The organism is Burkholderia sp. GbtcB21, from assembly GCF_019091065.1.
In the GTDB taxonomy this organism is placed as follows: Bacteria; Pseudomonadota; Gammaproteobacteria; order Burkholderiales; family Burkholderiaceae; genus Burkholderia; species Burkholderia pyrrocinia_C.
Genome location: NZ_JAGXKA010000007.1, coordinates 64,922 through 79,542, shown reverse-complemented (window position 1 = coordinate 79,542; position 14,621 = coordinate 64,922). Strand labels below are relative to the sequence as shown.

General features: G+C 68.6%; 10 protein-coding genes. All 10 read right to left on the bottom strand.

The window, feature by feature from the left end; translation table 11 throughout:
- Nucleotides 1-2: 2 nt before the first annotated feature.
- The 10 genes from KVT39_RS17780 to KVT39_RS17735 all read right to left on the bottom strand — a co-directional run bounded on the left by KVT39_RS17780 (nt 3) and on the right by KVT39_RS17735 (nt 14,297).
- Nucleotides 3-1,022, bottom strand: a complete 1,020-nt coding sequence (locus KVT39_RS17780) for a chemotaxis response regulator protein-glutamate methylesterase (RefSeq protein WP_034185129.1) — start codon at nt 1,020-1,022, stop codon at nt 3-5.
- On the bottom strand, nt 1,019-3,313 hold the full coding sequence (locus KVT39_RS17775; RefSeq protein WP_217589892.1) for a hybrid sensor histidine kinase/response regulator: 2,295 nt from the start codon (nt 3,311-3,313) through the stop codon (nt 1,019-1,021). Before KVT39_RS17775 ends, KVT39_RS17780 begins: the two co-directional genes overlap by 4 nt.
- Entirely contained in the window at nt 3,310-4,017 is a 708-nt protein-coding gene (locus KVT39_RS17770) for a chemotaxis protein CheW (RefSeq protein WP_034185127.1), read from the bottom strand. Before KVT39_RS17770 ends, KVT39_RS17775 begins: the two co-directional genes overlap by 4 nt.
- Before the next feature lie 46 nt (nt 4,018-4,063).
- A complete protein-coding gene (locus tag KVT39_RS17765) occupies nt 4,064-5,461 on the bottom strand; it encodes a CheR family methyltransferase (protein WP_217589891.1) in 1,398 nt (465 codons plus the stop codon).
- Entirely contained in the window at nt 5,458-5,970 is a 513-nt protein-coding gene (locus tag KVT39_RS17760; protein WP_034185125.1) for a chemotaxis protein CheW, read from the bottom strand. The genes KVT39_RS17765 and KVT39_RS17760 overlap by 4 nt, the downstream gene beginning before the upstream one ends.
- Nucleotides 5,967-7,643: a methyl-accepting chemotaxis protein gene (locus tag KVT39_RS17755; RefSeq protein WP_217589890.1), complete on the bottom strand. Its 1,677-nt coding sequence runs from the start codon at nt 7,641-7,643 to the stop codon at nt 5,967-5,969. The genes KVT39_RS17760 and KVT39_RS17755 overlap by 4 nt, the downstream gene beginning before the upstream one ends.
- Nucleotides 7,644-7,769: 126 nt before the next feature.
- Entirely contained in the window at nt 7,770-8,903 is a 1,134-nt protein-coding gene (locus tag KVT39_RS17750) for a hybrid sensor histidine kinase/response regulator (RefSeq protein ID WP_034185123.1), read from the bottom strand.
- 476 nt (nt 8,904-9,379) lie between these two features.
- Entirely contained in the window at nt 9,380-10,963 is a 1,584-nt protein-coding gene (locus tag KVT39_RS17745) for a Na+/H+ antiporter (RefSeq protein ID WP_175746400.1), read from the bottom strand.
- Nucleotides 10,964-11,193: 230 nt separating this feature from the next.
- Nucleotides 11,194-12,627: an aldehyde dehydrogenase family protein gene (locus KVT39_RS17740; RefSeq protein ID WP_217589889.1), complete on the bottom strand. Its 1,434-nt coding sequence runs from the start codon at nt 12,625-12,627 to the stop codon at nt 11,194-11,196.
- Nucleotides 12,628-12,656: 29 nt separating this feature from the next.
- Complete coding sequence (locus tag KVT39_RS17735; protein ID WP_217589888.1) at nt 12,657-14,297, bottom strand: acetolactate synthase large subunit; 1,641 nt, start codon at nt 14,295-14,297, stop codon at nt 12,657-12,659.
- Between the last annotated feature and the right edge of the window lie 324 nt (nt 14,298-14,621).

Genomic DNA, 14,621 nt, shown 5'->3' with positions numbered 1-14,621 from the left:
CGTCAGTCGCGCGGCGCGCGCGCGATGCGCGAGATCAGTTGCGGCGCGATCCGCTCGAGCGGCAGGATCGCCGATGCCGCGCCGATCGCCGCGGCCGCTTTCGGCATCCCGTAGACGGCGCTGGTCGCCTCGTCCTGCGCGATCGTGTAGCAGCCTTTCGCGCGCATCGCCTTCAGGCCGAGCGCGCCATCGCGCCCCATGCCCGTCAGCAGCACGCCGAGCGCCTCGCCCTGCCAGCCGTCGGCGACGCTGTTGAAGAACACGTCGATCGACGGCCGGTACGGCGTCTCCACCGGATGCCGCGTATAGCCGAGCACGCCGCGCGGCGACAGGTACAGGTGATCGTTGGTCGCCGCGAGCAGCACCTCGCCGGCCTGCGGCACGCTGCCCTGCCGCGCGACGCGCACGGGAAGCCGCGTGTAGCCGTCGAGCCATTCGGCCATCCCGAGCGCGAACGCCTGGTCGACGTGCTGGACGATCACGATCGCAGCCGGGAAATCGGCCGGCAGCGCGCGCAGCAGCGCGGTGAGCGCGGTCGGCCCGCCCGCCGACGCGCCGATCGCGACGAGCGTCGGCTGGCCGCGCGCGGGCGTCGGCCCCGGCGGCACGAGCGCCGCGGTACGGCTTTCGAGCAGCCGGCCGATCTGGTCGATCTTCCCGAGCAGCGCCTGCGGCGATGCGTCGGTCGACAGCCCCAGCGCAAGCGTCGGCGTGTCGACCGCGTCGAGCGCGCCCGCGCCCATCGCCTCGTAGACCGACGACGTGTTCGCGCTGACGCTGACCGTCACGATCAGGATCGCGCACGGTGCGCGCGCCATGATCTGCCGCGTCGCCGCCACGCCGTCGACCTTCGGCATCACGAGATCCATCAGCACGAGATCGGGCGGATGGGCGATGCAGAAATCCACTGCCTCGTCGCCGTCGGTCGCGACCCACAGCACGCGGTGGTCCGGCCGCAGCGCAAGCACGCGGCGCAGCGCCTCCACGGCCAGCGGCAGGTCGTTGACGATGCCGATGTTCATCCGCGCGCACCCCCGATCAGGTCGTGCACGGCATCGAGCAGCGCCTCGTCGTGGAAGCTGCTCTTCGCGAGGTAGTAGTCGGCGCCGGCATCGAGCCCGCGGCGGCGATCCTCGTCGCGATCCTTGTACGACACGATCATCACCGGCACGCGCTTGAGCATCGGATCGCTCTTGATCAGCGTGACGAGCTCGATGCCGTCCATGCGCGGCATGTCGACATCCGTGACGACGAGATCGAATGCATCGCTGCGCACCGCGTTCCAGCCGTCCATCCCGTCGACCGCGACGGTCACGTCGTAGCCGCGCTTTTCCAGCAGCTTGCGTTCGAGCTCGCGCACCGTCAGCGAATCGTCGACGACGAGCACGCGGCGGCGCCGGTCGACGAGCGCGAACTGCGGGTCGCGCTTGAGCCGCGCGAGCTGCCCGCCGCGCACGAGCTTGTCGACCGAGCGGATCAGGTCCTCGACGTCGACGATCAGCACGGGGTCGCCGTTCTCGAGCAGCGCGCCGGCCGCGATGTTCTGGATCTTGTGCAGGCGGCTGTCGAGCGGCTGCACGACGAGCATCCGTTCGCCGAGGAAACGGTCGACAGCGACGCCGTACAACTCGGGCTCGCCGCCGACGACCACGACCGCCGTGCTCCCGCGCGCCCCGTTGGGTTCGCCCGCATCGAGCAACTGGTGCGCGGCGACGAGGCCCGCGCGCCGGCCGTCAAACGGAAAATGCGGCTGCCCTTCGAGCACGTCGATATCGTCGTGCGCGAGCTCGAGCGTGCGGCGCACGTGTGCGAGCGGGAACGCATACGGTTCGCCGCCGACTTCGACGAGCAGGCTGCGGATCACCGACAGCGTGAGCGGCAACTGCAGCACGAAGCGCATGCCCGCGCCCGGCTCGTTGAAGATCCGCACCGCGCCGCGCACGCCGCGCACCATCTCCTGCACCGCGTCGAGGCCGACGCCGCGACCCGATACGTCGGTCACCGCATCGCGCATCGAGAAGCCCGGCAGCAGCAGGAATTCGAGCAGTTCGGGATCGGACAGCCGCGCGGCCGTCTCGTCGTCGGTCAGGCGCTGGCGCACGACGGCCGCGCGCAGCGCGTCCATGTCGACGCCCGGCCCGTCGTCGATCACGCTGACGAGCAGCGAGCCGGCGCTGTGGCGCGCCTCCAGCGTCACGCTCGCCTCGGCCGGCTTGCCGCGCGCGAGCCGCGCGTCGGGCGACTCGACGCCGTGGTCGATCGCGTTGCGCAGCAGGTGGCCGAGCGGCGCGTCGAGCAGGTCGAGGATGTCGCGGTCGACCTGGGTGCCCTCGCCGACGATCGAGAAGCGCACCTGCTTGCCGAGCGAGCGCGCGAGATCGCGGACGATGCGCGGATACGCGCGCGTCGCATCGCCGAACGGCCGCATCCGGCATTGCAGCGCCTCGTCGTAGAGCTGCTCGGCGATATGCGTGCTGCGCCGCTCGAAGCGGTCGAATTCGTCCATGCGCTCGGCGAGCGAACGCTGCAGGTCATTGAGCATGTGCCGCACTTCGTTCATCGACGCGAGCATGCCCGCGTCGAGATCGTCGGCGAACTGTTCGTACATCAAATCGAGCGAACGGGCGGCGTCGCGTTGCGCACGCTTCACGCGCAGCATCGATTCGGCGAACGGCTTGAGCCAGCGCGATTCGACCAGCGATTCGCCGGACAGGCTCAGCAGCCGGTTCAGCGTATCGGCGCGCACGCGGCGCATCGCGCCGGCGCCGGCCACGCGGCCGGCCTGGACCGGATCGGGCACCGTGCCCGACACCGCGAGCGGCGGCACCGTGGCGCCGGCCCCGACGGACTCGTTCGCGGCGCCGTCGTGCTCGCGATACGGCACGGCCGACGGCGGCACGACGGCCGCCTGTATCGTCTGCGCGGCATCGGCGCCCGTCAGCGCCGCCGCGAACACGTCGATCTCGGTCGGCGACACGGGCGCCCCTTGTGGATCGCCGACGCGCACCAGCAGGTCGACGCCGGCGAGCAGCACGTCGACGTGCGTGGCCGTCAGCGCGATCGTGCCGGCCTGCGCGGCGACGAAGCATTCTTCCATCCGCCCCGCGATGTCGACGCCGAGCGGCACGCCGACGATGCGCGCGGCGCCCTTCAGCGAATGCGCGGCGCGCATGCACGCCTCGAGCGCGACGGCATCGGGTTCGCCCGATTCGAGCGCGAGCAGCCGCTCGGACAGCGCCTGGGTCTGCGTGCGCGTCTCCTCGCGATACAGCTCGAGCAGCGACAGGTGGCTCAGATCGTCGTCGCCGCTCATCGCATGCTCCGTGTCACGGCATCGAACAGGCGATCGTCGTCGAGCAGGCCCACCGACTTGCCGCGCCACGACAGCACGCCGCGCGACAGGCCGGCGCTCGCACGCCCGACCGTCGCCGGCACGGGCACCCAGTCGGATGCGCCGAAGCGCAGCACGCCTTCGACTTCGTCGACCGGAAACACGACCGGTTCGCCCTGGTGCGCAGCCACCAGCAGCCGCGTGAAACGGCCGTCGCCACCGCCGTTGCCGCCCTTGCCTGCGTCGAGGCCGAGCAGCGCGCCGATCGAGATCGCGATGCGCAGCGTGCCGCGGATGTTGACCACGCCGCGCACGGCCGAATTGCGGCGATGCGGCAGCGAATGGATCGGGCGCGTGCCGGCGATCTCGCGCAGCACGCCGATCGGCAGCGCGAGCCATTCGTCGGCCACGCGAAACGCCAGCGCCGCGTGGCGCGTATCGCCGTCGTCGTCGCGCACGCTCGTCGCACGGAACGCGCTCATCCGGCGTGTCGCGTCGGCCATCTCGGCGTCGCCGAGCGGACGCTCGAGCAGCTTCGCCGCGTGATACGCGTAGACCGGGCAGTTCAGGCAGCGCTGGCAGTCGGCCAGCCGCTCGCACGAGCGGTCGCCGTGCGTGCCGATCCGGTTCCAGCAATCGTCGACGTCGATCGTCGTGTCGTCAGTGGCAGCGGCGTCGCGGTTCATGGGTTCCTCTGGTCATCGCGGTGTCGGTCCCGATCCCGTATTCGTGTCAGCCGGCCGAGCGCCGTGCGCGCTCGAGCAGCCATTGCGCGCCCGCGCGATCGCCGCCGACGTCGAGCAGCGTCGCGAGATGGGTCAGCGCCTCGTGGTGCGTGGGCCGCAGGTACAGCGCCTTCCGGTAGAAGTCGCCGGCTTCCGCCGCGCGCCCGCGCGCATCCGCGATCAGCCCGTTCAAGTAGAACGCGTCGGCATGCGGCCCGACGCGCGCCGAGAACTGCGCGAGCACGCGTTCGGCCTCGTCGAACGCGCCGGCGTTCGCGAGCGCCTGTGCCTCCTCGAGCGTCGGCGCGACGTCTTCGGCGACCGGCGCGGCCGCTTCGACCGTCGCCACCGACCGGTCGGCCCGTGCATCGAGCGCGGCCGTGCGCACCGCGGGCGACGGCGCCGCGAACGGCTGCGGCCTGCCGCCGAGCCAGACCGGCGGCGCGACGGCCAGCACCGGGCGCGTCGCCACGAGCGGCGCAACGGTAAAGCGCTCCGTGCGCCGGACCGCCGCCGCGGACAGCGGCGCCGCGGCCCGGGCCGCGCTCGCCTCGGCCGCCGCACCGGCAGACTCGCGATGAAATGCGAACGCGAGCGGCACGCGCGCCGAGCGCATCCCGTGCCGCATCGCGACGCCCGTTTCGGCCGGCCCGACGAACAGCATGCCGTCGTCGGCGAGGCACGCGTCGAGCGAGCGGATCACGCGATCCTGCGCGTCGCGGTCGAAGTAGATCAGCACGTTGCGGCAGAACACGAAATCGTAGCGAAAGCCCGTATCGGCGATCGGTTCGACGAGGTTCGCGTGCCGGAACTGCACGCACGCGCGCACGCGCTCGTCGAGCAGCCAGCCGTCGGCGGCCGGCGTGAAGTAGCGCGCGCGAAATTCCGTCGCGGTGCCGCGAAACGCATTGCGCCCGTAACAGCCGAGCCGCGCCTGCTCGATCGCGCGCGCGCTGAGGTCGATCGCGTCGATCGTGAAGCTGGCCGGGCCGAGCCCCGCGTCGAGCAGCGCCATCGCCGCCGAATACGGCTCCTCGCCCGTCGAGCACGGCGCGCTCAGCACGCGGATCACGCGGCCGGGCGTCGCGGCGAGCCGTTCGGCCGCCAGCCGCGCGAGCGTCGCGAAGGCCTCGCGGTCGCGGAAGAACCACGTCTCGGGCACGACGAACAGCTCGATCAGCGCACGCCGCTCGTCGGCCGACGCGTTGAGCTGCTGCCAGTACGCATCGAGCGCGTCCTGCGTCACGGGCGGCCGCGCCATCGACGGCAGGCGCTCGCCGTCCGCCTGCAACGCGTGCACACGCTCCGTCAGCGCACGGATCAGAAAATCGTTGCCGAGCGAATCGGGGTCGATGCCGGTCTCGCGCAGCAGCCAGCCGCGAAATCGCGATTCGGACTCTTTCATGCGGACTCCTTCCCGTGGCCCGGCAGGCCATCGAACAGATACAGGCGCGCAACGTCGTCGATCAGGTCGGCTACCGACACCTGCTGCACGACACCGGCGGGCGTGTTCGCGACGAGCCCGAGCCAGCGCGTGCGCGCGGTCGAGATGCCGCTCGCGCGGAACGCCGCACGATCGATCCGCATCGTCTGCGTCGCGCGCTCGACGATCAGGCCGATCACGCGTTCGCCTTCTGCATGGCCCGCGCGATAGCGCACCATCACGAGCCGCGTCGAGCGCAGCGCATGCGCGCGCCGCCCGAGCGCGAGCATCGGCACGTCGATCACCGGCACCGGCTGGCCGCCGCGCATCAGCAGCCCGGCGATCCATTCGGGTGCGCCGGGCACGGCATTCGTGATCGCGAGCGGCAGCACCTCGTCGATGCCGGCCGCGTCGAGCGCATAGCGCCCGCCGTCGAGCTCGAACATCAGGAACAGCGCGTGTGCGCCGTTCTGCGGATCGGCGCGCGTCACGCGTCGACCTTGAAGCGCGACACGCTGGTGCGCAACTGGTTCGCGACGAGCGTCAGGTCGTCGATCGCCTGCGACGACTGGCGCAGCGACTCGGCGGTCTGCTGCGCGGCTTCCGACAGCTGCGACAGCGCCTGGGTGATCTGCTCGGCGCCGTTCGCCTGCGTCTGCATCCCTTCGTTGACCATCTGGAAGCGCGGCGCGAGCGTCTGCACCTCGGCGATGATCTGCGACAGCTGCCCGCCGACCTGCTGCACGTCGAGCATCCCGCGGCGCACTTCCTCGGAGAACTTGTCCATCCCCATCACGCCCGCCGACACGGCCGACTGGATTTCCTTCACCGTCTGCTCGATGTCGTAGGTCGCGACGGCCGTCTGGTCGGCGAGGCGGCGAATCTCCGTCGCGACGACCGCGAAGCCGCGGCCGTATTCGCCGGCCTTCTCGGCCTCGATCGCCGCGTTCAGCGACAGCAGGTTGGTCTGGTCGGCCACCTTGGTGATCGTCGCGACCACCTGGTTGATATTCAGCGCCTTCTCGTTGAGGATCGCGAGCTTCGCGTTCACCGAACCGGCCGCGTCCATCACGCTGCGCATCGTCTCGCCCATCCGCGTGAGCCCGCTCTGGCTCACGCCCGCGAGCGTCGCCGACTGCTCGGCCACGCCGGCCACCTCGTTCATCGTGCGCAGCAGGTCGCGCGACGTCGCGAAGATCTCGCGCGAGGTCGCGCCGATCTCGGTCGTCGTCGCCGCGGTTTCGTTCGCGGTCGCCTGCTGCTCGCGCGACGTCGCCGCGATCTCGGCGACCGACGTCGTCACCTGCAGCGACGACTGCTGCGCGCGAGAGACGAGTTCGGTCAGCTCGTCGGCCATCCGGTTGAAGCCCGTCTCGAGCGTGCCGAATTCGTCGCGGCGGCGCAGGTCGAGGCGGCGCGTCAGGTTGCCGGTGCGCATCACGTCGTGCACCTCGACGAGCCGCGCCATCGGCACGGTGACCGAACGGTACAGCACGTAGCCGAGCCCGAGCGCGGACAGCAGCATGATCGCCAGCGCGGTCGCGAGCACGACCTCGGTATCCTGCACGGATTCGCGGATCAGCTTCGCGGACTGGTCGGCGAACTTGCGGTTTTCCTGCACCAGGACGTTCGCGTTGCGCACGACCTCGCCCCACACGGGCTGCACCTTCGCATAGGCCGCAACGGCCTCGTCGCGCGATATGCGGTGTTTCTGCACGGCTTCGTTCAGCAGCGGTAGGTAGCGGTCGTAGGAGCCGCGAAACGTTGCGAAGCGCTGACGGTCGTCGTCACGGAACGTCGTGTTCTGGTATTCGACCGACAGCGACTCGACTTCCTTCAGCGCTTCGGAAATTTTCGCGAGATCGCGCTGCACGCCTTCGGGATCGATGTCGACGAACGTTGCCTGCTGCAGCAGCGTGAACGATTCGTTCACCGAGCCGCGCAGCGACGACGCGAGGTAGACGCCGGGCAGCGAGTCGCGCTCGATGCTGACGGCTTCGCTGTTGATCGCGCGCAGGCGCTCGTACGACACGCCGGCTGTCACCAGCATCAGCACGAACAGCACGCCGAAGCTGAGCAGGATGCGATTGCCGAGCGTCAGCCGGGCAGCGCCGATCGTCGGATGCAGGCTTTCATTGGTCGCACGGGGCGTCACGGTGGCCATGTTCGTTATGGGCTTTCTAAAATCAGCGTTGAAAAAATCCACGCCCGCCAGCGCGCCGGACGGCGCGCCACGAGCGCCTCGTGGTCGGAGGCGGACGACGCGGCGCCGGCGGGCCGCGCCGCGAAATCACCGCTCCGCTTGCGCCGGCAGTCGAAGCGCGACCATGAAGCCGCGCGCCGTATTGCGCATCAAAATCTGGCCGCGATGCCGCGCCGCCGTCGCGCGGACGAACGCGAGCCCGAGGCCGAAGCCGCTGCGCGCCGCGCCATGCGTGGATTCGAGCTGCACGAACGACTCGGTCGCGGCCGTGCGCTGCTCCGGTGCGATGCCGGCGCCGGTATCCTCGACGCCGATCAGCCAGGCGCCGTCCTCGCCGCTCAGCGTGCAGTGCACGTCCGTGCCGGCCGGGCCGTACTTCAACCCGTTGTCGATCAGGTTCGCGACCGCGCGCGTGAGCATCATGCGGTCGCCCATCGTCACGCACTCGGTATCGGGCACGTGCGCGACGACCCGGCTGCCGCACCCGGCCGCCTTCTCCCAAAGCTGGTCGACGGCATCGAGCACGATCTCGTTGAGACTCACGACCTCGTGCGCGCGGCGCTCGGATTGTGCGCGGGTCAGGTGGATGAAACCGTCGGCGAGCGCAAGCGCACGCCGCGCATGGCCGGCGATGCGCTCCATGATCGCCGGCATGTCGCCGTGTTCGGTCCGGTAGACGTCGAGCAGCGCGAGGATCGACGTCTGCGGCGAACGCATGTCGTGCGACAGGAAATCGAGCGCCTCGTCGCGCTGCCGCGACATCAGATACGAATTCGAGTGATAGCGGATCCGCGCGGTCAGCTCCATTGCGTCGGGGAGCTTCACCAGATAGTCGTTCGCGCCGGCGATGAACGCCTCGCGCTTGACGATCGGCTCCTCCTTCGCGGACAGCACGATGATCGGCACCCGTGCGGTGCCGGCGTTTGCGCGCCATGCGCGAACGAGATCGAGGCCGTCGATGTCCGGCATCACGAGATCCTGCAGGATGACCGTCGGCTTCACGTCGCGCGCGACCGTCATCGCCCGGTGCGCGTCGGTGCACACGTGCAGGTCGATGTCGTGTTCGCTGCGCAGCGCGCGGCGGATCACTTCGCCGACGAACGGTTGATCGTCGACGAGAAGGACCGAAAGCCCCGATTCAAGACAATCCGGGGCATTATCACCGCTCGATTCTTTCATAAATACAGTTTCAAACGCCGAATCTCCAATCGATTCTTTCATAGGAGTTGTTTATCCGACTTGGACACTATCTTATATTGGCGGTTGATAAACCCCGCCTGATTCTGCCGATTTGGCCTGTCGGCACTGCCTTGCGGGGCGCCGGGCGCCGATTTTTCCCCGTCGACGACCGCATTACCTCCGCATTCTTTCTCTCAATAAACATAACCGGCTGATTCTAAATGAAATTAGAACACAGCATCTATCTCCTTCCGGTTTAGTTTTGCCAAATATGCGGAAAGAGCCGCAATCAGATAAATCGGATCATTTCCGGATTCGAAAGACGATAACGTTTGCGCGGCCGGCACGGCGAGGTTTGCATGCGCTGCAAGGCTCGGTCGCGACACGTATTGGGGCCCGATGCAAATGCATCGAATCGGCCGGAGGAAGGGAGAAAAAATGCGGCGCGCGGGCGAGGATCGCCCCGTACGCGCAGCGGGCCGGCGGAAGCCGGCCCGCGTGATGGCGGTGCGGCCCGCCTACCCGCGCGCGTGCTGCGCGGACACTTCCTGCAGGTCGAGATCGCGTTCGAGCATGTGCAGCATCTCGTCGTGGATGCGGCCCGAACGATGCAGACGCAACAGTTCCGCGCGCCCGGCCTTGATCGCGGCCAGCACCACGTCGTAGTGCGCAATGCGCACTTCCGCCGGATACGCGGGTTCGTTCTTCGTCCGCTCGGTCAGTTCCGCGCGATACGTGTATTGCTCGAGCAGGCGCGGATGGATCACCACGCCGTTCTCGTCGTGCACGAGCGGCTGGATCGCCGCGAGTTGTGCGGCCTCGACGTACGCCCACGTCTGCGGCTCGGTCAGGTGATGCGCGGCGCGCTCTTCGCGTTGCGGCAGGCGCAGCAGCCGGATCAGCGGCCCGATCGTCGTACCCTGCAGCAGCACCGTGACGAGGATCACCGCGAACGACGCGACCAGGATCACGTCGCGGCCGGGCATCGCCTCCGGCAGCGACAGCGCGATCGCCAGCGTGACGACGCCGCGCATCCCGGCCCAGCTCATGATCGTCGCGGCCTTCCAGTCGGGCGCGTCGCCGCGCCGCGCGATGCCGCGCACCGGCCACTTCAGCGCCTCGACCGCGTAGATCCACACGAAGCGCGACACGATCACCGCCGCCAGCACCGCGAGCACCGGCGGCACCATCGTGGCGAGCACCTGCTCGAAGCCGCCGAGCCGGTGCATCGCGCCGCGCAGCGACAGCCCGATCAGCACGAACACCATCGCTTCGAGCAGGAACACGATGACCTGCCAGAACGCGGTGCCGCGCGTGCGCACGGCCGCCGAGAACACCTCGTGCTGGTGCCAGCCAATGATCATGCCGGCCGTGACGGTCGCGATCACGCCCGACACCTCGACCATTTCGCCCGCGATATACGCGATCCAGCCGGCGATCACCGCGACGGTGATCACGAGATAGTCGTCGTCGAGCAGCTTCAGGAACCACACGACGAGCCTGCCGACCACGAAGCCGACCACCACGCCGCCGAGCCCGAGCTCCGCGAAGCGCACGACCGCATGCTCGAGGCTGAACGCGCCGGTCAGCGCGGCCGCGACCGCGAAGCGGAACAGCACGAGGCCGGCCGCGTCGTTCAGCAGGCTCTCGCCTTCGAGCAGCACCATCAGCCGGCGCGGCAGCGCGACACGTTCGAGCACGGCCTTCGCGGCGACCGCATCGGGCGGCGACACGATCGCGCCGAGCGCGAAGCACGCGGCCCACGGCAGCGCCGGCACGACCCAGTGCACGGCGAAGCCGACCGCGAACGTCGTGAATACGACCGCGCCGATCGCGAGCAGCAGGATGCCGCCGACGTTGCGCTTGAACTCCTCCCACACGGAGAAGTACGCGCCGTCCATCAGCAGCGGCGGCAGGAACACCAGCAGCACCAGTTCGGGATCGAGGTCGATCGGCGGCAGGCCGGGAACGAACGCGATGCCGATGCCGCCGATCAGCAGCGCGGCCGCGGGCGGCAGCCGCAACCGCTTGGCGATGCATTCGAGTGCGACGATCGCCAGGAATGACAACAGAACCAGCTTGAATGCCGAGACGGGAGACATGAATCGACCTCGTGAAGAATGAATTCGCGCTTTCCGGCGTCGTACCCCGGTCGGCAGTTTGGCGCGATTACATCACGATGCGATGCCCGCAGTCGAGCGCGTTCGGGAGGCCCGCCACGCGGCACGGGCCCGATGCCGGCCCGGTGCGCGCGCCGCGATGAAAAACGGCACGCGGGCCGGCACGATCGCCCGCCCGCGTGCCGTCGCGGCACCGCACTGCCAGCCCCGCGTTACCGGCGCCGCACGACCATCAGCCGCGGCTCGGTCATGTCCTCGATCGCGTAGCGGATCCCTTCGCGGCCGAGACCCGAATCCTTCACGCCGCCGTACGGCATGTTGTCGACACGGAACGACGGCACGTCGTTGATCACGACCCCGCCGACCTCCAGCTCGTCCCACGCGCGCTGCGCATGCGTGAGCGAATCGGTGAACACGCCGGCCTGCAGCCCGAAATCGCTGTCGTTCACGCGCGCGAGCGCGTCGTCGAACCGGTCGAACTTCTCGAGGATCGCGACGGGGCCGAACGCCTCCTTCCGGTACAGGTCCTGCTCGCGCCCGACGTTTTCCAGCAGCGTCGCCTCGAACATCGCGCCGTCGACCTTGCCGCCGGCGACGATCTTCGCGCCCGCCGCGACGGCCGAGTCCATCCAGCCCGACAGCCGGCGCGATTCGGATTCGGAAATCATCGGGCCGACGAACGTCGACGGATCCTTCGGATCGCCCATCTTCAGCGAACGCGTCTTCGCGATCAGCTTCTCGCGCAGCGCATCGTAAAGATCGGCATGCACGAGGATCCGCTGCACGCCGATGCAGCTCTGGCCCGACTGGTAGTACGCGCCGAACGCGAGACGCTCGACCACGTAGTCGAGCCGGTCGCGCTGGTCCGCATCGACGATCGCGGCCGCGTTGCCGCCGAGCTCCAGCACGACCTTCTTCTTGCCGGCCTTCTCCTTCAGCGCCCAGCCGACGGCCGGCGAGCCCGTGAACGACAGCAGCTTGAAGCGCTCGTCGGTCGTGAACAGATCGGCGCCGTCGCGATGCGCGGGCAGCACCGAGAACGCGCCCTTCGGCAGGTCGGTTTCCGCGAGCACCTCGCCGATGATCAGCGCGCCGATCGGCGTGCGGCTCGCGGGCTTCAGCACGAACGGGCAGCCGGCCGCTAGCGCGGGCGCGACCTTGTGCGCGGCGAGGTTCAGCGGGAAGTTGAACGGCGAGATGAACGAGCACGGGCCGACCGGCACGCGCTTCGTGTAGCCCGTATAGCCCTGCGCACGCGCGGAGATCTCGAGGTTGATGATCTCGCCGTCGATACGCACCGATTCCTCGGATGCGACGCGGAACGTATCGATCAGCCGCGTCACTTCGCCCTTCGAATCGTTGATCGGCTTGCCGGCCTCGATGCACAGCGCCTCGGCCAGCTCGTCGAAGCGCTCGCGAAAGCGTGCGACGCAATGGTCGAGCACGGCCTGCCGCTTGAAGGCCGGCAGCTCGCGCATCGGCTTCGCGGCGTCGACCGCCGCGCCGATCGCCGCATCGATCGCCTTCGCGTCGGCCAGCGCGACGCGCGTTGCGACCTTGCCGCTGAACTTGTCCGTCACTTCCAGATCGGTGTTCGCGTAGACGGCCTCGTTGGCGAGGTAGTACGGATAGGTATCCTTCAACATGGAACGACTCCTTCCTGTGAACGGGGAATTCAGAGTTGCGCCGACAGCCGCTTGATCTCTCGGTTCAGCACGCGCTCGTTGTCCGAATAGTCGATCGGCACGTCGATCACGTGCACGCCCGGCGCCGAGAAGCACTCGCGCAGCAGCGGCTCGAGATCGTCGGCCGATTCGACGCGATGCCCGTGCGCGCCGTAGCTTTGCGCATACGACACGAAATCGGGGTTCTGCAGCGTCATCGCGAAATCGGGGAAATTCATGTTCTCCTGCTTCCAGCGGATCATCCCGAATGCGTCGTCGCGCAGGATCATCGCGACGATGTCGAGCTTCAGCCGCACGGCCGTTTCGAGCTCCTGCGAATTCATCATGAAGCCGCCGTCGCCGCACACGGCGATCACCTTGCGCTGCGGATGCACGATCTTCGTCGCGATCGCCGACGGCAGGCCCGCGCCCATCGATGCGAGCGCGTTGTCGAGCAGGAGCGAGTTCGGCTCGTGTGCGCGCCAGTAGCGCGCGAACCAGATCTTGTACATGCCGTTGTCGAGGCAGACGATCCCGTCGACCGGCAGCGCGTTGTACAGGTCGCCCACGATGCGCACCGGGTACATCGGGAAGCGCGGGTCGTGCTGGCCCTTCTGCAGGTGCGCGTCGAAATGCTCCTTGATCATCGCGAAGCGCACGAAATCCCAGTGCGGCTGCGGGACGATCGCTTCCGTCATCTGCCACACCGCATTCGCGATGTCGCCAACCACCTCGATCTGCGGAAAATAGACGGGATCGACCTGCGCACCGAGGAAGTTCACGTGGATCACGGTCTTGTCGTCCGCGTGCATGAAGAACGGCGGCTTCTCGATCACGTCGTGGCCGACGTTGATGATGCAGTCCGCATGCTCGATCGCGCGGTGCACGAAGTCGCCGTCGGACAGCGTCGCGTTGCCGAGCCACAGCGGGTGCGTCTCGTCGATCACGCCCTTGCCCATCTGCGTCGTGAAGAACGGGATACCCGTCTTGTCGACGAATTCGCCGAGGATCTTGCGGGTCGTCTTGCGATTGCCGCCCGCGCCGATCATCAGCAGTGGATGGCGCGCGGCCTGGATCGCGTCGACCGCGTGCGCGACCGCCTTCTCCTCGGCCACCGGCCGCCGGCTGTAGCTGCGCGGGATCGGCTTGCCGTCGCCCTCCTCGTGCGCGATGTCTTCCGGCAGCTCGAGGTGCACGGCGCCCGGGCGCTCTTCCTCGGCGCGGCGGAACGCCTCGCGCACGGCCGACGGGATGTTGCCGATCGACACGATCTGCCGCGTGAACTTCGTGAGCGGCTGCATCATGCCGACCACGTCGACGATCTGGAAGTGACCCTGCTTGCTTGACTTGATCGGCTTCTGCCCGGTGATCATCAGCATCGGCATCCCGCCGAGCTGCGCATACGCGGCGGCCGTCACGAGGTTCGTCGCGCCGGGCCCGAGCGTCGCGAGACACACGCCGGTGCGGCCCGTCAGGCGGCCGTAGGTGGCGGCCATGAAGCCGGCCGCCTGCTCGTGCCGGGTCAGCACGAGCTTGATCTTCGATCGCCGCAGCGATTCGAGCAGATCGAGGTTCTCTTCGCCGGGAATGCCGAACACGTACTCGACGCCTTCGGCTTCCAGCGCCTTCACGAACAGATCCGATGCTTTCATGGGGGACTCTCGGTTATGCCGCCTGCCCGGCCTACGGACACGCGGCGTACATGACGCGCGCCGGCCTACGGCACGCGGACGCTCTACCTACTGGACACAGACCACGGCACTTCCCGCCGCGCAACACGCAACGCGCGGCGGTGCCTCCGGATACCGGAGGACGAACGGACCCGCCCGTATGCGGCAGGCGCGCACGGGCGGCAAAGACGTTTTTGATTGTAGACGGATTCGAAAGATTTCGACTTCGGCCGAACGGCCATTTGGCGCCCAAACGAAGCAGGCGGCCCTAATGTGGCGACTACGGAATAGCCCGATACATCTGTG